The sequence below is a fragment of the Micromonospora sp. NPDC047738 genome, assembly GCF_040642675.1.
Lineage (GTDB): Bacteria > Actinomycetota > Actinomycetes > Mycobacteriales > Micromonosporaceae > Micromonospora.
Map to the genome: position 1 here is coordinate 291,833 of NZ_JBEYSO010000004.1, position 18,464 is coordinate 310,296.

Genomic DNA, 18,464 nt, shown 5'->3' on the forward strand with positions numbered 1-18,464 from the left:
GACGAAGCCGGTGGGATCAGCCGTCGATGCCTGGCCCCTGCACCGCGGCCGGGTTGCCCACACCGGACTTGCCGCTACCCGATTTGGCGCTGTTCGACTTGCCGCTGTTCGACTTGGCGCTGTTCGGCTCGTCCGGGCCCCCGGCGGAGGTGGTCGCGCCGTCGGCCCCGGACGACGCGCCGGCGGACCCGAATTTGGCAGGCGCACCGGACGACGTGGCGGGCGCACCGGACGACGGGGCGGGGGCGCCGGACGACGGGGCGGAGGCAGCAGGGGACGGCTTCGGGGCCCGTTCCGGGACGAGCCGGAGGCAGAAGTCCTCCACCTGGTCCGCGCCGCCCGCTGCGGCGACCAGGTCGGCGAAGCCCGGAGACTCCAGCGCCTTGGCCCGCTGCGGTGGCGACTTGGCCAGGTAGGCCTTGCAGTGGCCGGCCAGCTTGCCGGCGCCGGCCGGCTGGCCCGGCCCATCGGACGGGGTCGGGGCGGCACCGGTGGTCGGGGATTGGCCGGGAATTCCGGTGCCGGTCGGGCTCCCGCCCTGGGATCCCGTCGGCGCCGCCGCGCTCTCCCCGCCGGTGCTGCCCGACGTGCTCGGGGCCGGTGGCGGTGCCGGTTGGTCGGGCCGGTCGAGGCTCACCGCGGCGAACGCGACCCCGGCGGTGGCGGTGGTGGCGAGCCCGGCGAGCCAGGCCGCCGCGCCGACGCGGAGGCGTCCCGGCCGACGGGGCGCGAGCGCCGGCGCCGGTACGGGTGCCGCGCGGGCCGCCCGGAACGCGGCGAGCGCCTGTTCCTCGCCGGACAGCTCGCCCGGCTCGGCGGGCGCTGCCGCCGCGACGAGCAGGTGGGCGAGCGGATCGGCGGCCGGCTGGCGGCCGGCACGGGACGCGTCGAGAAGACGGTCGGACTCCGCCCGGTCGGCGGGTCCGACGGATCGGTGAAACCTCATCCAGATTCCCCTCACGTCATCCGTCCGCCGGCTCGGCCTTGGGCGCGTTCGGCGCCGCTCGTCCCCGGCCGGTACGGGGGCGGGGTGGGGTGGCCTGCTCGGTCCGGTTGGACGCCTGGTGGACGTCGGAGCGTTCCAGGAGCGCGGCGAGGCGCCGGAGCCCCCGGTGCGCGGCGGTACGGACGGCGCCCGCCCGCCGGCCCAGCACCCGCCCGGCGGTCTCCGCGTCGAGCCCGATCACGGCGCGCAGCAGCACCGCCTCCGCCTCCCGCTGCGGCAGGGTGGCGATCAGCGCGAGCGCGCTCTCGGTGCCGATGGTCTCCCCGGCGCGCTCGGCGGTGTCGGCGTCCCCGGCCAGCTCGCTGAGCGCCTGCACCGGCACCGGCAGCGACGGCCGCCGGCGCTGCCGGCGGAGGTGGTCCATGGCGCGGTTGCGGGCGATGGTGACGGTCCAGGCGCGGAACTCCCCACCGGCGAAGCCGGGCAGGTCGCGGGAGATCTGCAGCCAGGCCTCGGAGGCGACGTCCTCGGCGTCCGCGCCGACCAGGGCGGTGAGGTAGCGCAGCAGGCCGGGCTGCAGGCTGCGGTAGAGGAAGCGGAAGGCCTCCTCGTCGCCCGCCTGCGCTGCGGCGACCGCCTCGCTCAGCTCACCGGTCATGGATTCGCCATTTCCGTTCTCGGGACCGACGCGTGCCGGTGCGGCGTGCCCAATGCCCGTTCCGGTCCCGGTGACCGGACCCCACCCGCACCATCAGCCCCCCGCTGACCTGATCGGCGCTCCGCGCGGAAACGTGCGGGCGCGCGCATGGACACACGTGCCGCGAAGTACGGTCCGTCGGCGGACATACCGTACCCGCGTCATGGGGCGGCCCAGAGCCGGGCTAACGCTAGGAGCGGCGGCACCGGCGGACAAGCCGCCACTCAACCGGGAAAGAGTGAGAATTCTCTACGGGCGGCCACGGCGGGTCGATGTAACGAAGAGCGCCGCCGGAACGCTGCGGGCCCGCCGGTGCGCGAGTCAGGCCGGTCAACGCGGACAAACCAAGCGTGGAGCGGCGATTCCTGGCCGATCGTACCCGAGCCGTCACGGTCCGCCAATCGACACCCGGGGCCGCCGGCCGTTCGGCGCAGGACGGTCGGACCGCCCACGCGCCCCGACGGGAGAGATCGCGGGAAATACTTCCGGGCACCACTGGGTACGGTATGGAGGTGTTGTCTTCGGAGGTCGTGCTCAGCGGTCGGTACCGCCTGGATGACCGTGTCGCCACCGGCGGCATGGGTGACGTCTGGCGTGCCACCGACCTGGTGCTGGGCCGTCGGGTCGCGGTGAAGGTCCTGCTTCCCGCGCTGGTTTCCGACCCCGATTTCATCGCCCGCTTCCGCGCCGAGGCGCGGATCATGGCGTCCCTGCGTCACCCGGGCGTCGTCCAGGTCTTCGACTGCGGCGAGGACGAGCTGCCCGACGGCGGCCGGGCCGACTACCTGGTCATGGAGTTCGTCGACGGCGAGCCGCTCTCCCGGCGGATCCAGGAGGCCGGCCAGCTCGAGGTCGCCGAGACGATGTCCATCGTGGCCCAGGTGGCCCAGGCCCTGCACGGGGCGCACACCCGGGGCATCGTCCACCGGGACGTGAAGCCGAGCAACCTGCTGGTGCAGCAGGACGGCACGGTCGTGCTGGTCGACTTCGGCGTGGCCCGGTCGACCAACGTCACCAGCATCACCAGCGCCAACGCCGTGCCCGGCACCGCGCTCTACATGGCACCCGAGCAGGCGGCCGGCCGGCCGGTCTCCGGCGCCACCGACATCTACGCGCTCGGCGCCGTCGCCCACTGCTGCCTCACCGGCAGCCCGCCGTTCACCGGCGACAACCCGCTGCAGGTGGCGGTCCGGCACCTGGACGACGAGCCGCCGGAGCTGCCGGCGGACATCCCGCAGCCGGTCCGCGACCTGGTCGCCCGGGCTCTCGCCAAGGACCCGGCCGACCGCTTCCCGGACGGTGCGGCGATGGCCGCGGCGGCCCGGGCGGCCATGGCCGGGGCACCGACCGCGACGGTGCCGGTGACGCTGCGCGGGGCGGTCGGGCCGGCCCCCGGCCGCGACGACCTGACCGTCGCGGCGCCCCTGGCCACGGTGGCGCCCGCCGGCCGCCGGGCCCGGCGCGGGACCCTGGTCGGCGCGCTGGCCGCGGTGCTGGTCGCGCTGGCCGCCCTGGGCGCGGCGCTCGGCGCGGCGCGGAACACGGGCGAGCCGGGCATCACCATCGAGAGCACCCCGCCGGCCGTCGCGCCCAGCGACGTCGCGGAGTCGCCGGCGGCGACCGAGACCAGCCCCGACGAGGTGACGCGGCCGCGCCGGCCGGCCCGGCCGGACAACAGCCCCTCGGCCTCGGCGAGCCCGACCCCCACCCCGTCCTTGACCGCGTCCGTGGAGCCGTCGGCGTCCGAAGCGCCGCCGAGCGCCTCGACATCGCCGTCGATGGAGCCCAGCCCGGCAGGCTCGCCGTCGGACGGCCAGCCGTCACCGGGCGACAGCGCCAGCGCGCAGACCAACGTCAAGGTGGATCAACAGCCCCGCGCGGGCGGCTGATCCGCCGAAAGCAGGCGAGCACACCGGGGCAACCCGGCCGGGCCGGCCCCGCATCCGCTGCGGGACCGGCTCGGCGTTCCGGGTCCGTTGCCGGTCACTCCGCGCCCAACGCCTCCACCACCGGCCGGGACAGCGCGCGCCGGGCCGGGAGGACGGAGGCGGCCAGCGCGGCCAGCACCGCCACGCCGAGGATCAGGGCGATCCGCGCCGGCGGCAACACCAGGATGAAGCTGCCGCCCACCCGGGCCACCACGGCCATCGCGCCGGCGGCGACCGCGGTGCCGAGGGCGACGCCGAGCACCGCGCCGACCAGCGCGATGAGCACCGCCTCGACGGCCAGCGCGGCCCGCATGCCGCGCCGGGTCAGCCCCACTGCCCGCAGCACCGCGTTCTCGCGGGTGCGTTCCACCACGGACAGGGTGAGCGTGTTGGCCACCCCGACCAGGGCGATGACCACCGCCAGGCCGAGCAACGCGGTGACGAAACCCAGCACCATGTCCACCGTGCCGGTGAGCATCTTCTTGTACGCCGCCTGGTCCATCAGGTTGACCGTCGGGTAGTCGGCCAGCACCTGGGTGAGCGCCGCCTTCGCGGTCGCCGGGGCGACCCCCGGCGCCGGGTCCACCTCGGCGAGGTAGCCGCGCTGCGCCGGGAAGAGCCGGGTGAAGTCCGAGTCCACCACCTCGACCACGTACCCGGCCGGGACCGGGCTGCCGGCCAGCGGGGCGTCGTCGGCGCGCACCACCGCGGCGATCCGGAACTGCCGGCCGGCGAGGGTGACGGTCTGCCCGACCGTCCAGCCGCGCGCCGCGGCCAGCTCCCGGTGCACCAGCACCGCACCGGGCCCGAGCCCGCCCGCGTCCCCGGCGTCGACGCCGGTCAGCGTCCGGCGCACCAGCGCCGGGTGCGCCGCGCGCAGCTGCACCCCGTCGGCCACCCGGCTGCGCTGTTCGTGCACCACGCCCAGCTCGGGGCGGGCGGCCAGCGCGCCGGCCAGCGGGGCCGGCAGGTCGCCCCCGATGCCGGTCACCACGAAGTCCACCCCGACCTCGGCGTCGACCGCGTCCTCGATGCCCCGCTTGGCGCTGGCCGCGCCGACCACGAAGGCGGTGACCAGCCCGATCCCGATCACCAGCGCGGTGGCGGTGGCGGCGATCCGGCGCGGGTTGCGGACGGCGTTGGCGACGGCCAGCCCGGCGGTCGCGCCGAGCAGCGGGCGCACCGGCCGGCCGAGCAGGCGGACCAGCGCCGGCACCAGCACCGGCCCGAACAGCACGATCCCGAAGAAGGCCAGCATCCCGCCGAGCGCGACCAGCGCCACCTGGCCTGCCGCGCCGGCGCCGAGCAGGGCGGCCACACCGGCGGCGAGCGCCAGCGCACCGGCCGCGAGCCGGATCCGTCCCGCCCGCCGGGCCGGCTGCACCGCCGCGTCGGTCAGCGCCGCCACCGGAGCGATCCGGGTGCCCTGCCAGCTCGGCACCGCGGCGGCACCGACCGTCATCAGGGTGCCGAGGAGGAGGCAGAGCAGCACCGTCGCGGGGCGCATGGTGAGCGGACCGCCCGCCGGCGCGTTCTGGGCCGACATCAGGGCGTCCAGCCCGACGGCCAGACCGACCCCGGCCAGCACCCCGACGGCCGACGCGACCAGCCCGGTCACCGCCGCCTCCAGCAGGGTGGCCCGGAACACCTGGCCGCGGGTGGCGCCGACCAGCCGGAGCAGCGCGGTCCGCCGGGTGCGCTGGGCCAGCACGATGGCGAAGGTGTTGGCGATGACGAAGCCGGAGACCACCACGGCCACCGCGGCGAAGGTGAGCAGGAAGGCGCTGAACTGCCGCAGGTTCCGGACGCTGTCCTCCACGGCCTCGTCGAGGATCCGCTGCCGGTCCTTGACCACCACGCCGGGCCCGACCGCCGCCCGGACCCGCTCGACGAGCGCGGCGCGGTCCACCCCGGGCCGGGCGGCGACGAGGATCCGGTCGTACCCGCGCTGGCCGCTGACGGCGAGAGCGTCGACGCCGGCCAGCCCGATGTACGGCCCGCCGACGTCCCGCGAGGTGCCGTCGACGTCGACGGTGCCGACCAGGGTGTACGGCCGGGCCGCCCCGGTGGCGCCGCCCACGCGGACCGGCGAGCCGAGCCGGAAGCCCTGCTCGGCGACGGTCGGCGCGTCGAGGACCAGTTCGCCCGGGCGCTGCGGCAACCGGCCGGCGACCACGTCGTACGACTGCACGGCCGGGTCGGTGGGGACGGCGGCGAGGACGGCGTAGCCGAGCACCGGGCGGCCGTCGGCACCGACGACCCCGCCCGAGCCGAGCAGTTCGCCACCGGCGGCGGCCACCTCGTCGACGGCCCGCACCCGGTCCACCAGGGCGGCTGGCAGCGGCTTGTCGTCCTGGCCGTACACGCCGAGATCGGTGTGCCGGTCGAAGGTGCCGGCGCGGGCATACGCCCCGGCGCGGATGCCGTCGGTGAAGATCAGGGTGCCGGCCACGAAGGCGACCCCGAGGACGATCGCCAGCGAGGAGAGCAGCAGGCGCAGCCAGTCGGCACGGACCTGGCGCAGGGTCAGGCGCAGCATCCCGCTCACCGCCCCACCGACGGCGCGAGGGCGCCGGCCGGGTCGAGGCGGGTGAGCGCCTCGCGCACCTGCCCGACGGTGGGCCGGACCAGTTCGTCCACCACCCGGCCGTCGGCGAGGAAGACCACCCGGTCGGCGTAGCCGGCGGCCACCGGATCGTGGGTCACCATGACCACGGTCTGGCCGAGGGTGTCGACCGCCTCGCGGAGCAGGCGCAGCACCTCCGCACCGGAGCGGGAGTCGAGGTTGCCGGTGGGCTCGTCGGCGAACAGCACCCAGGGGCGGGTGATCAGCGCGCGGGCCACCGCCACCCGCTGCTGCTGGCCGCCGGAGAGCTCGGCCGGCCGGTGCCCGAGACGGTCGGCCAGGCCGACCGCGGCCACCACCTGCCGCAGCCAGGCCGAATCGGGCCGACGGCCGGCGATGGCCAGCGGCAGCACGATGTTCTCCTCGGCGGTGAGGGTCGGCAGCAGGTTGAACTTCTGGAAGACGAAGCCGATCCGCTCCCGGCGCAGCAGGGTCAGCCGGCGATCGTCGAGCCGGGCCAGGTCGGCGTCGCCGATCCGGACCGTGCCGGCGGAGGGCCGGTCGAGGCCGGCGAGGCAGTGCATGAGGGTGGACTTGCCGGAGCCGGAGGGGCCCATCACGGCGGTGAAGCGGCCGGCGGCGAGGTCGAGGTCGACGCCGTCGAGGGCGACGACGCGGGACTGCGCGGAGCCGTACTCCTTGCGCAGGCCTCGGGCGGCGACGGCGACGCCGGTGGTCGTGGGTGCGACGGACACGTGTTGCTCCCCGTGTGGAGACGTTCATCTGACGCCTCCGACGCTATGCGCGACACCGCCCTGTCGATCTCCACCTGCGCGCTCGATCCTGGTACGCCGGCGGTCGCCCCGGACCGGGTGGACCCGTACGACCCAGGTCGTACGCCGGGTCAGCCGCCCGGCGTGACCAGCCCACTCTCGTACGCCAGCACCACCGCCTGCACCCGGTCGCGAAGCTGGAGCTTCGCCAGGATCCGGCCGACGTGGGTCTTCACCGTCGCCTCCGCGACGTGCACCCGGCCGGCGATCTCGGCGTTGGACAGCCCCTGCGCCACCAGCAGCAGGATCTCCCGCTCCCGTTCGGTGAGCTGCGCGAGCCGCGGGTCCTCGGTGGGGGCCGGGCCGAGCTGGCCGGCGAACCGGTCGAGCAGCCGCCGGGTGATCGACGGGGCGACCACCGAGTCGCCCTCGGCGACCACCCGGATCGCGGCGAGCAGGTCCTCCGGCGGGACGTTCTTGAGCAGGAACCCGCTGGCCCCCGCCTGGAGCGCGGCGAACGCGTCGGCCTCGGTGTCGAAGGTGGTGAGCACCAGCACCCGCGGCCGCCCGGCGGGCGGCCGGGCGCAGATCCGCCGGGTCGCCTCCACCCCGTCCATGGTCGGCATCCGCAGGTCCATGACGACCACGTCGGCCTCGACCCGGTCCAGCACGCGCAGCGCGTCCGCGCCGTCGATCGCCTCGCCGACCACCGCCAGGTCGGGCTGGGAGTCCAGCACCATCCGGAACCCCGCGCGCACCAGCGCCTGGTCGTCGACGATCACCACCCGGACGGTCATGCCGCCTTCCCTTCCTCCGCACCGGGTGTCGACGGTAGCGGCAGCCGCGCTTCGACCCGCCATCCCCCGGCCAGCGCGGGACCGGCGGTGAGGCTGCCGTCGTACACCCCGACGCGCTCGCGCATGCCGACCAGGCCGTGCCCGCCGGACGGCGCCGGCCGGACCACCGGCCGGCCGCGCCCGTCGTCGACCGCCCGGACCACCACGGTGTCCGCGGACCAGTCCAGGCTCAGCTCGACGGACGCACCCACCCCGGCATGCTTGAGCGCGTTGGTCAGCGACTCCTGCACCACCCGGTAGACGGTCAGCTCCAGGCCCGGCGGCAGGGGGACCGCCGCGCCGGTGGCGGCGCAGCTCACCCGCAGGCCGGCGGCGCGGAAGCGGTCCAGCAGGTGGGGCAGTTCGACCAGCGCCGGCCGGCGGTGCGCCGGCTCGGCGGACAACTCGCCGCCGGGCGCGGCCGCCGCGTCCGGCACGGCCGCCGGCTCCGGCCGGCTCGGCTCCCGCAGCACGCCCACCAGCCGGCGCATCTCCTCCAGCGCCTGCCGGCCGGTGTCCGCCACCACCTTGGCCGCCTCCCGGGCCGTCGCCGGATCCCGGTCGATGGTGAACCGCACCCCGTCCGCCTGCACGATCATCACCGCCATGCTGTGCGCCACCACGTCGTGCAGTTCCCGGGCGATCCGGGTGCGCTCCTCGGCCACCGCTGCCCGGGCCTCGGCCTCCCGCTCCCGTTCCAGGGTGGTGGCCCGCTCCTCCAGGCTCAGCACGTAGAGCCGCCGGGTCCGCACGTTCAGCCCCATCAGCCACACCGCACCGGTGACCAGCCCGAAGTAGATCGCGCTGGCCCACCAGGCGGCCGGGCCGCGCACCTGGAGCGCGGCCAGCACCACGCCGGCCGCGGCGACCACCCCGGCGAGCACCCCGTCACGGAGCCGGTCGGCGTACTTGACCACGCTGTAGAGGGCGATCAGCACGCCGACGTCGTAGCCCAGCGGCCCCCAGCCGACGATCACCTGGGTGAGCGCGAGCGCGGCCACCACCGCGGCCACCGCCGACGGGTGGGTACGCCGGAACAGCAGGACCAGCGCCATCACGATCCCGACGCAGGTGGCCTTCCAGCCACCCGGCTGGGCGACGCCCCCGGCGACGGCGAAGAGCGCCACCAGCCCGGAGACGGCGGCGTCGAAGGCGACGCTGCGTAGCGGGCGCCCGAAGATGATGCGGTCCACGGTCACCCAGCGTACGGGGTAGGTCGACCATCGATGCTCACCGCTACTGCGCGGCGACGCTCACCACGTGCCGCCCGCCCCGGGTTCACCGCGCCCGGACCCACGCCGGTCGGGCCCGGCCGTCAGCTCATCGGCAGCCGGTAGCTGCGCTCGCCGCCGCCCGCGGCGGTGACCAGCCGCACCTCGCCCGACTTCAGGCCGTATACCACGGACCAGCGGGTGTGTGCCTGCCGGACCGAGCCGAGCAGCCGGAGCGCGCTCGGGGCGTCCACGGTCCCGCCGGCCCGGTCCAGCGCCTCGGCCAGCACGCCGTACCGATGATCGCGCCGCAGGTCCCGGTCGGCCACCCCGACGGCCGGCACGTTGGTCAGCGCCTGCCACGCGCCCCGGCCCTTCTCGGCCCGCATCTCACCGTCGACGAACTCGACCACGGCGGACGCCCCGGTGGCGTCGGCGAGCAGGTAGTGCAGCGGCGGGCCGCCGTCGAAGTCCAGGTTGTAGCGGCCGAACACGGCGATCGCCTCGTCCACCGTGGCGGCCCCGTCGAGCACCAGCCGCAGGATGCGTACGGAGCCCACGGTCGGCCGGCCCGGCACCGGGCGCGCGGTCGCGCCGTCGTCGGCGGCCAGCCCCACGGCCAGGCCGCGCTCGTTCATCCCGTCGAAGGGCAGCAGCGGCGCGTTGAGCAGCCGCCGGTCCCCCGCCGGGTCGGCGCCGACACCGAGGTACGAGATGTCCACCACGGAGATCGAGGCGTACCCGTCCGGCGGGTCGGTCCGCAGCACCAGGGCCGGGTTCGAGTCCCAGTCGAAGTTGCGGGCGAACAGCGGCCGGGTCCGGTCGCCGAGCGCGGCGAACAGCGAGCAGCCGAACGGGCTCGCCTCGGGGGTGCCGGAGATGCCGACCGTCGGGTCGTAGTCCCCGACGTAGGTCATCTCGTACAGCGGCAGGTCGTCCACCCGGCGCAGGCTGGCCAGGGTCCGCTCGACCTGGCCGGCGTCCTGCCGGGAGGCGGTCGGGGTGCCGGCCGGGGACGCCGCCGGGGTCCGTTGGCTGGCGGCGCAGCCGGTGCCGGCGAGCAGCAGGGCGAGACCGGTGGCGAGCAACGTCCTCCGCATGCCGACGACGCTAGAGAAGGCAGCGACAGTTGTCCATCGGGTCAGCGGGCGGGGATCCGGGCCAGCTGCTCGTCGATCGCCGCGGGGGTGAGGGCGGGGCGACCGCCGGGGTGGCCCACCGTCGCGCCGGCCGCGGCGACCGCGTGCCGGGCCACCTGCTCGTACGGCTCGCCGCGGAGCAGGCTGACGGTGAGCGCCGCGACGAAGGCGTCCCCGGCGCCGGTGGTGTCCACCGTGGGCGTGTCGCTGATCGGCACGAAGCGTTCCCCGTCCGGCCAGACGAAGGCGTTCCCCTCCCCCGCCACCTCGACCGCAACCAGCGACGGCCCCCGGGCGAGCAGCTCCCGGCCCGCCCGCAGCCCCGTCCCGGCGTCCTTCGGCGGGTCGCCCACGATCAGCTCGACCTCCCGCGCGTCGGCCCGCAGCACGTCGGCCAGGGCGAGCAACTCCGTCGCGCCCGCCGGGTCCGCCGGCGCGCCGTCCAGCACCACCAGCCGGTCGGCCTCGCGGGCGCACCGGGCCGCCGCGAGCGCCGCCGGCAGCGGCTGCTGGAGTTGCACGAGCACGGCGCGGGCCGCCGAAAGCACCTCGGCCGCGCCGGTCACGTCGGCCTCGGTCAGCAGGGTCGCCTCGGGGATGTCCTCCAGGTAGCGCCAGTGGGCGTCGGCGTCCACCACGTCGACGATCAGCGCGCTGGGGGTGCCCGCCCGGCGCAGCACGGGGGCCACGTCGATGCCGTCGCTGCGGGCCTGGCCCAGCAGCCGGTCGCCGACCTCGTCCTCGCCGACCACGCCGAGCAGCCCGGGCCGGACGCCGAGCTGGGCCAGCCCGACGGCCTGGTTGGCCCCCTTGCCGCCGAGCAGTTCCCGGCGGCGGCGCACCGGAGCCGTACGGGACGGACCGGGCACCTCGTCCACCACGAGGACGAGGTCCCGGCACACCTGCCCCACCACCAGCGCGTCCAGTCCGGCCATGCCCGGTGATACCCCGGCCGCCGCCGGTCACGCCCCCGGGCTACCGGCGCGTGGCGGCGAACATGAAGCAGCCGTACACCACATTGCGGCTGTGCAGCCGGTCCACCGCCGGGTCGGCGAGCAGTTCGGTGATAACGGCCTCGGGCTCGTCGCCGTCGTGGAGCCGGCCGCCCACGATCCGGCCCCGGCGGTCGTAGGCCCGCAGCACCTGGGGCCGGCCCCGCCAGCCGGGCGGGTAACCCGGCCCGTGGTCGGGTCCGGGGCAGTCACCGTCGTGCGCGAAGACCGGCCCGACCTCACGGTACGGGCCGGCCGGCAGCGGTGGGGCGTACCCGAACAGCAGCAGCGGCTCGCCCGCGCCGGCGTCGCGCAGGCAGCAACGCAGCGGTTCGCCGCCCTCGGCGGTGCGGCGCTGCGGCGGCTGGCCGGACGCGTCCCGGTCGGTGCGCCGCACCTCGGCCAGCACCTCGCCCGGCATCGGCTGGATCAGGTACCCGGTGGACGTCGTCATGCGCCCAGCCTGGCGCGGTCCGGCGGTCGGTGCTGGCGGCGATCGGACCTCGCGTTTCGCGCCGTGAGCCGCCCGGTCCCGCCGGGGCGGCCGGCGGCTACCCCGGCAGCGGCGCCTCGTCCCCACCCCGGGCGCGGCGCGGGTTGACCATACGGCGGACCACCGGCGCGGTGTTCCACCGCGCCGCGCCCACCAGGTCCCGGACGTGCTCGAACACGGTGTAGTCGGGCCGGGCCAGCCCGTCGGCGATCGCCCGGTCCAGGTCGTTGCCGCACCGGCTGAGCACGCCGTCGAAGTCGCGACGGACCGGGTCGAGCAGGTGGTAGCCGTAGGAGCGGTGCAGGCGGGCGAAGAACGGCTTGTAGAGCCGGGCCCGCTCGTGCAGCCCGGACGAGTACGACATCGGGTGCTTCGGCCGCCGCCGGACGTAGTCGGGCAGCAGGTCGGCGAAGGCCTGCCGAAGGATCCACTTCTCCTGCCCGTCGCGCAGCTTGAGCTCGAGCGGCAGCCGCATCGCCAGCTCCACCAGGTTCAGGTCGAGGAAAGGCACCCGGGCTTCCACGCCGTGGCCCATGCTGGCCCGGTCCACCCGCTGCAACTCGGTCCGGCCGAGGTTGCGGATCTTGTGGAGGAAGAGCCGGCGGGACCGTTCCGGGCCGACCTGGTGATACATCGGGTAGCCGCCGAAGAGTTCGTCCGACCCGTCGCCGGTGAGCACCACCTTGATCCCCAGCTCGTGCAGCCGGCGGAAGATCGGCACCGAGACGACCGCGTTGATGATGTCGCCGTACTCGGTCAGCTCGGAGATCCGGATCGCCTCCCGGATGTCGGCCAGCCGGATGTCGCGTGGGCGCAACTCGATCACCTCGTGCGGCACGCCGAGGTCGGCGGCGAGTCGCCGCGCGTACGCCACGTCCGGGCTGCCCGGCACGCCGATGGTGATCGCGAGGCAGTCCGGGTGCAGCTGCCGGGTGTGCAGCAGCGCGAGCGAGCTGTCCAGACCGCCGGAGAGGACCACCCCGACGGTGAGGTCGGTGTCGAGCCGCACCCGGATGCTGTCGGTGAGCGCGACCCGGACGAGCAGGGCGGCCTCGTCCGGGTCGTCGATCACCGGCCGCCCGGCGCCGAGGCTGTGCAGGTCCACGTACGGGCGCAGCCGGACCGCCCCGTCGGGCTCGGCCCAGCCGTGGTGCCCGGGCGGGACCTCGCTGATTGGGGCGCCGTGCCCGACCAGCGCCTTCACCTCGGACGCCAGGTGCAGGCAGCCCGGGCTGCGGGACCAGTAGAGGGATTTCACGCCGAGGGGGTCACGGGCCAGGTAGGCCCGGCCACTGGCCCGCTCCACCACCACGAAGGCGTACTCGCCGCGCAGCCGGTGCACCGCCTCCTCGCCCCACTGCCGGAACGCGGCGAGCACCACCTCGGTGTCGCTGACGCTGTCGAAGGTGTACCCGAGCCGGGTCAACTCGGCGCGCAGCTCATGGTGGTTGAAGACCTCGCCGTTGTAGCAGAGCAGGTGGCGTTTGTCGGGCGTGACCCAGGGCTGCACCGCCCGCTCGCGGTCCACGATCCGCAGCCGCCGTACGCCGGCCAGCAGGCCGGCCTCCTGCCGGGTCTCGGTGACCTCGCCGCGTGGGGCGAGGGCGGCGAGCATCCGCCGGAAGGTCGCCGGATCGGCCTCCGGGCCGATGCTCAACGCGATCCCGCACACGCTCCGCTCACCCGCCCATCTCGGCCTCGTACGCCCGGCGGAACCGGAGCCGGGCGGTGGGCGCGAGACAGAGGTGCCAGGCCTGGCCCTCGTCGACCACGTTGATCTCGCCGGCCTCCTGGCGGGCCAGCAGCAGGTCGGCCAGCGCGTCCCGGACGCCGAACCGGGCGAACCAGGCCATCTCCACGTCGGCCGCCCAGCCGAGGCAGTGCCCGCTGGGCACCATGGCGGCGTATCCGAGACGGCGCAGCCGGTACTGGTGCTCGGCGCTGCGGGCGAGGCTGGTGACCCAGAGCGGCGGGGTGGCCGGCGGGCTGGCCGCGGCGAACTCCCGGGCGACGTCGTTGAGCAGGGCGATCACCTCGCGGCGGGCCCGGCGGAACATCAGCCCCGCGGTGTACGGGGTGGAGTCGGGCAGCAGCCGACGGCGTACCGCCCGCAGCCCGCGGCCGAGGACGGTGGCGGGCTGTTCCTGGTAGCGGAAGGCGAGCAGTCCGCGCCGGCGCAGCCACTCCAGGTCGACGAGGTCGGTGGTCGTGTCGACCTGGCTGTCGGTGAGGAAGGCCGGGGTGTCCCGCCACCACATGACGTCGATGCGGGAGAGCAGGTAGATCCGGACCAGCGCGGTGAGGTCGTGCGCCGAACTGCGGACGTTGGGCTGGTAGCGGGTCATCTCCAGCAGCAGGGTCTCCCGGGCGCCGACGAATCCCTGTGGGGTGGCGTTGAGGACCGCGGCGATGGCCGGCTCCCGCAGTCGCTGATCCAGCAGCACCTGGCGGGCGTTGGTCGAGGAGGCGTCGGCCAGGGCGGCGACCTCGACCAGCAGTTCCGCCACCGCCGCCCGGTACGCGGTGAGGTCCGGCTGCCCGGGCACGGGGCACCGGCCGACGGCGGTGGGCGCTCGACGGGCGGCGGTGGGCGCAGGGGCAGTGGGAGCGGAGGTGGTGGGCGCGGCGGCGGTGGGCGCAGGGGCAGTGGGAGCAGGGGCGGTGGGCGCGACCGCGGGGGCGGTGCGCGCGACGGCTTGCCCGGGCTGCTGGCCGGGGCTTCGGCTGGGCACTCGCATGATCGGGTCCCCTCTCCGGGCGGACACGGCGTGATTGCACCTGGATCCACCGTAAGCACCCGGATCGGGAAGCTTCCGAACAATCCTCCTATCTCCCCCGAATAGCCCTCATTCGGGGCGGCCCGGCCCTAACTTCCCGTCAACCCCTGCACCCACCCGTACGAGGGCACGGCGGGCAGGTCGGCGTCCCGGCCGGCGCGGACGGCGTCGGCGAGGTGCAGCGCCGCACCCAGCGCGGCCCGGAACAGCAGGGAGCCGGTGCTGACCCGGGCCACCCCGAGCCGACCCAGCGCGGCCAGGCCCGGCCCACCGGGCCGGTGCAGCACGTTCAACGGCCGGCCGACCTCCGCCGCCAGCAGCCCGACGGTGTCGTCTGGCGCGGCGGGAACGAAGAACCCGTCGGCGCCCGCCTCCCGGTACGCCCGCGCCCGATGCAGGGCCTCGTCCAGCGGCTCGGGCACCCCGAGCCACCAGGCGTCGGTGCGGGCGTTGACGAAGAGCCCCGGCACGGCGGTCTTCACCGCGGCGACCTTGGCGGCGGTCAACTCCGGCGGCGCGAGCGTGCCGTCGGGGCGGCCGTCCTCCAGGTTCACCCCGACCACCCCGAGCGCCGCCAGCTCGGCGACGTAGTCGGCCACCGCCGCCGGGTCGTCGCTGAAGCCGCCCTCGACGTCGACGGTGAGCAGCACCGGCAGGTCGCGCAGCCGCCGGGCGAGGTCGAGGTTGTCGCCCCCGGTGGCGCCGGCCCCGTCCGGCTTGCCGCCCGCCGCGGCGACCCCGAGGCTGGTGGTGCCGATCGCCGGATGCCCTGCGGCGGCCAGGGCGGCGGCGGAGGCGTGGTCCCACGCGTTGGGCAGCAGCACCGGCCGCCCCGGCCGATGCAGCGCGCGAAAGGCGGCGCCCCGCTCACTCACCAAAGATCACCTCAATCATCATCAGCGGCACCCCCCGGGTTGATCATGAGGTTGGCGGCAGTCGCGGAGATCTACATCGCCGCCAACCTCATGATCATCGGAAGCGGGGTGGGTGGTCAGGCGCGGGCGGGGCCGGTGTCGCGGGAGGGGGGTGGGGCGAGGGCGGCCGGGGCGAGGCCGAGGGCAGCGGCCAGGGCGGGGCCGCCGGCCGGGGTGAGGCGGATCGCGCGGCCGGTGCCGCGGACCGTCCAGCCGAGGTCGAGGAAGCGGGCGCACAGGGCCGCACCGAGCGCGCCGGCCAGGTGCGGGCGGCGTTCGGTCCAGTCCAGGCAGTCGCGGACCAGGGGCCGCCGGCCGGTGCGCAGCGGCTCGACCGGCACGCCGATCCCGGCCAGCCAGGCCACGCCGGCCGGGGTGAGCGCCAGGCCGCCCGTCCGGTCCAGCACCCCACGGTCCAGCAGCGCGTCGTGCACCAGCACGCCGAGCCGGCCGGCCAGGTGGTCGTAGCAGGTCCGGGCGTACGCCAGGGCGGCGCCGGCCGACGCGGCGCGCAGCGTACGGGCCGGGACCGGCGGGGCGGGCACGTGCCCGGCGAGGTCCTCGATGAGCTGAGCCACCGACGGCCCGGCGAGGCGGACGTACCGGTGCCGCCCCTGCCGCTCCTCCACGAGGAGCCCGCCGTGCACCAACCGGGTGAGGTGATCGCTCGCCGTGGAGGGGGCCACCCCGGCGGCGCGGGCCAACTCCCCCGCCGTCCAGGCACGCCCGTCGAGCAGGGCCAGGCAGAAGCTGGCCCGAGTGCGGTCGGCGAGCAGCGCGGCGAGCCCGGCCAACGAGCGGCCGTCGGTGCTGGTGGTGGTCATCCACCCATGCTGGCACGGGCACGGTTCGGCGCCGGCCGACCCGTCCGGCCGCTCTTTACAACGTTGTATCCAACGTTGTAGAAACGGGTGCACCGCAGTGACCTCCGTCAACCCTCGAGGCAGGCCTGATGGGACACCTCCACCGGGGCGGCGCGTTCGCCGCCGTACTCGCACTGGTGCTGACCACGGCGGCCCCCGCGCCGGCCGCCGCCGCACCCGACCGCTACCGCAACCCGATCTCCGCCGGCTACGCCGACACCTTCGCCGACCCGGTCGTGGTCCGTGGTGACGACGGCCTCTGGTACGGCTTCGGCACCTCCGACCCGCTGCGCGAGGGCGAGCGGCGGGCACACCGGGTGCCCATCGCCCGCTCCGCCGACCTCGTCGACTGGACCTACGTCGGCGACGCCTTCGCCCCCGACCAGCGGCCGTCCTGGGCCGCCCCCGGCGCGATGTTCTGGGCCCCCGACGTCCGTCGGGTCGCCGGCCGCTGGGTCATGTACGTGACCGTCACCGACACCACGGTCTCCGGCGACACCTTCGACACCGCCATCGGAGCGGCCACCGCGCCCACCCCGGCCGGCCCGTGGACGTTCGCCGACGCACCGGTGGTCGCGCCGCGCCCCGGCGGCGGGGGCGGCTACCTCTGGACCATCGACCCCAGCCAGTTCACCGACGTCGACGGCCGGAACTACCTGTACTACGGCAGCTACTACGGCGGGCTCTCGGTCACCGAGCTCTCCCCGGACGGGCTGACCGCCGTGGGCACGCCGACCCTGGTCGCCATCGACAACAAGTTCGAGGGCAGCTACGTGCTGCGCCGCGACGGCTGGTACTACCTCTTCGCCTCCACGGCCAACTGCTGCGCCGGGCCGGCCACCGGCTACTCCGTCCAGGTGGGACGCGCGCGCAGCCCACGCGGCCCGTTCGTGGACCAGGACGGGCAGCGGCTGGACGTCTCCCGGGCCGGGGGCACCCCGGTGCTCACCCAGAACGGCAACCGCTGGATCGGCACCGGGCACAACGGTGTCCTCACCGACCTGTCCGGACAGGACTGGATCGTCTACCACGCGATCGACCGGGCCGACCCGTACCTGGACGAGCCGTTCGGCATCAACGAGCGGCCGATGCTGCTGGACCGCCTCGACTGGGTGGCCGGCTGGCCGACGGTGAACGCGGGCGCCGGCCCCTCCGACGGTCACCGGCCCGCGCCGGTCACCACCGGCCGCCTAGACGCCCGCTTCGACTCGGCGGACCTCACGGGTTGGCGGGCCGCGGGCGCCTGGCGGGTGGCCGACGGGCAGGTCACCGGCACCGGCGCGCTGACCAGCCGTACCGCCGTGGGCGGCGACGTGCGGGCCGAGGCCGACCTGCGGTTGGCCGGCGGGGAGTCGGCCGGGCTGCGGCTCGGCGCGGTGGAGGTGCGGGTCGGCGGCGGCCGCTTGACGGCCCGGGAGGCCGGCGGGACGGCGGCCGAGGCACCCCTGCCCGCCGGGCTCGACCTCACCGACCGGCACAACCTGGCCGTCGAGGTACGCGGCCGGCAACTCGTCGCGCAGCTGAGCCCGGCCCGGCTGGGTGACCAGCTCGCCGTGGTGGCGCTGGAGCTGGCCCGGCCGGCGGCCGGCCCGCTGGCGCTGCTGGCCGCCGGGGCCGCCGGTTTCGACAACGTCAGCCTGGCCCGGCTGTACCGGCCGGTGCGGCACACCGTCGCCCCGCCGGCGGTCGGCCCACTGCTGCCCGGGTACTCGGACGAGTTCACCGACGGCCTCGATCCCGCCTGGCGCTGGATCCGGCGCAACCCGACGGCCAGCGTCACCGACGGCGCGCTGCGCTGGCCGGTGGAGTCGACCGACCTGGTCGGCACCGGCAACACGGCCGGCGTGCTGCTCCGCGACGCGCCGACCGGGGACTACGTGGCGGAGACGAAGGTGACCCTCGACCTCGGTACGGACGCCGTCCGCAACTACCAGCAGGCCGGCATGATCGCGTACGTGGACGACGACCGGTTCGCCCGGCTGGCCCAGGTGGCCATCTGGAACACCCGCCAGGTCGAGTACGGCTACGAGCTGCCCTTCGCCGGCCAGCCGGTGTACGGCGGCTCCATCCTCGGCACCCCGGCCACCACCACCTGGCTGCGGCTGGCCCACCACGTCGACCCGGCCACCGGCGAACACGAGTTCCGGGCCGGCTCCAGCCGGGACGGGCAGCACTGGACCTGGGGCGCGGTGTGGACCTTCCCGGCCGACACCACGCCCCGGATCGGACTGGTCGCGCAGGGCGGCGCCCAGCCGGCGGTCACCGCCGAGTTCGACTACCTGCGGTTCCACCGCTGAGCCCGGAAGTCCGGGGCCGTCCGCAGCCGGGC

General features: G+C 75.9%; 15 protein-coding genes. 2 read left to right on the forward strand and 13 right to left on the reverse strand.

Annotation, left to right across the window (positions count from 1 at the left end):
* Positions 1-16 precede the first annotated feature (16 nt).
* Positions 17-946, reverse strand: coding sequence for a hypothetical protein (locus ABZ783_RS09540; RefSeq protein WP_357435740.1), 930 nt, complete (start codon positions 944-946; stop codon positions 17-19).
* Between the two features lie 16 nt (positions 947-962).
* A complete protein-coding gene (locus ABZ783_RS09545; RefSeq protein WP_357435742.1) occupies positions 963-1,604 on the reverse strand; it encodes an RNA polymerase sigma factor in 642 nt (213 codons plus the stop codon).
* 551 nt (positions 1,605-2,155) lie between these two features.
* Between ABZ783_RS09545 and ABZ783_RS09550 the strand changes: the two genes are divergently transcribed.
* Complete coding sequence (locus ABZ783_RS09550; RefSeq protein ID WP_357435744.1) at positions 2,156-3,532, forward strand: protein kinase; 1,377 nt, start codon at positions 2,156-2,158, stop codon at positions 3,530-3,532.
* A 94-nt stretch (positions 3,533-3,626) separates the two neighbouring features.
* Here ABZ783_RS09550 and ABZ783_RS09555 read toward each other — a convergent pair whose 3' ends face one another.
* The 11 genes from ABZ783_RS09555 to ABZ783_RS09605 all read right to left on the reverse strand — a co-directional run bounded on the left by ABZ783_RS09555 (position 3,627) and on the right by ABZ783_RS09605 (position 16,096).
* Positions 3,627-6,110, reverse strand: a complete 2,484-nt coding sequence (locus ABZ783_RS09555; protein ID WP_357435974.1) for an ABC transporter permease — start codon at positions 6,108-6,110, stop codon at positions 3,627-3,629.
* Positions 6,111-6,115: 5 nt separating this feature from the next.
* Positions 6,116-6,892, reverse strand: a complete 777-nt coding sequence (locus tag ABZ783_RS09560; RefSeq protein WP_357435746.1) for an ABC transporter ATP-binding protein — start codon at positions 6,890-6,892, stop codon at positions 6,116-6,118.
* 149 nt (positions 6,893-7,041) lie between these two features.
* Positions 7,042-7,707 (reverse strand): response regulator transcription factor, encoded by a 666-nt coding sequence (locus ABZ783_RS09565; RefSeq protein WP_357435748.1) that lies wholly within the window; start codon positions 7,705-7,707, stop codon positions 7,042-7,044.
* Positions 7,704-8,945 carry a histidine kinase gene (locus ABZ783_RS09570; protein WP_357435749.1) on the reverse strand — a complete coding sequence of 414 codons (1,242 nt, stop codon included), beginning with the start codon at positions 8,943-8,945 and terminating at the stop codon, positions 7,704-7,706. Before ABZ783_RS09570 ends, ABZ783_RS09565 begins: the two co-directional genes overlap by 4 nt.
* A gap of 116 nt (positions 8,946-9,061) precedes the next feature.
* Entirely contained in the window at positions 9,062-10,057 is a 996-nt protein-coding gene (locus ABZ783_RS09575) for a linear amide C-N hydrolase (protein ID WP_357435750.1), read from the reverse strand.
* Between the two features lie 41 nt (positions 10,058-10,098).
* A complete protein-coding gene (locus ABZ783_RS09580) occupies positions 10,099-11,031 on the reverse strand; it encodes a PfkB family carbohydrate kinase (RefSeq protein WP_357435752.1) in 933 nt (310 codons plus the stop codon).
* Between the two features lie 40 nt (positions 11,032-11,071).
* Positions 11,072-11,542 (reverse strand): DUF1203 domain-containing protein, encoded by a 471-nt coding sequence (locus ABZ783_RS09585; RefSeq protein ID WP_357435754.1) that lies wholly within the window; start codon positions 11,540-11,542, stop codon positions 11,072-11,074.
* 97 nt (positions 11,543-11,639) lie between these two features.
* Positions 11,640-13,253, reverse strand: a complete 1,614-nt coding sequence (locus tag ABZ783_RS09590) for an asparagine synthase-related protein (protein ID WP_357435755.1) — start codon at positions 13,251-13,253, stop codon at positions 11,640-11,642.
* 7 nt (positions 13,254-13,260) lie between these two features.
* Positions 13,261-14,319 (reverse strand): hypothetical protein, encoded by a 1,059-nt coding sequence (locus ABZ783_RS09595; protein WP_357435757.1) that lies wholly within the window; start codon positions 14,317-14,319, stop codon positions 13,261-13,263.
* 128 nt (positions 14,320-14,447) lie between these two features.
* On the reverse strand, positions 14,448-15,233 hold the full coding sequence (locus ABZ783_RS09600) for an isocitrate lyase/phosphoenolpyruvate mutase family protein (RefSeq protein WP_357435759.1): 786 nt from the start codon (positions 15,231-15,233) through the stop codon (positions 14,448-14,450).
* A gap of 116 nt (positions 15,234-15,349) precedes the next feature.
* Entirely contained in the window at positions 15,350-16,096 is a 747-nt protein-coding gene (locus ABZ783_RS09605) for a helix-turn-helix domain-containing protein (RefSeq protein ID WP_357435761.1), read from the reverse strand.
* A gap of 128 nt (positions 16,097-16,224) precedes the next feature.
* Between ABZ783_RS09605 and ABZ783_RS09610 the strand changes: the two genes are divergently transcribed.
* Positions 16,225-18,432, forward strand: coding sequence for a family 43 glycosylhydrolase (locus ABZ783_RS09610; protein ID WP_357435764.1), 2,208 nt, complete (start codon positions 16,225-16,227; stop codon positions 18,430-18,432).
* The last annotated feature ends 32 nt before the right edge of the window (positions 18,433-18,464 follow it).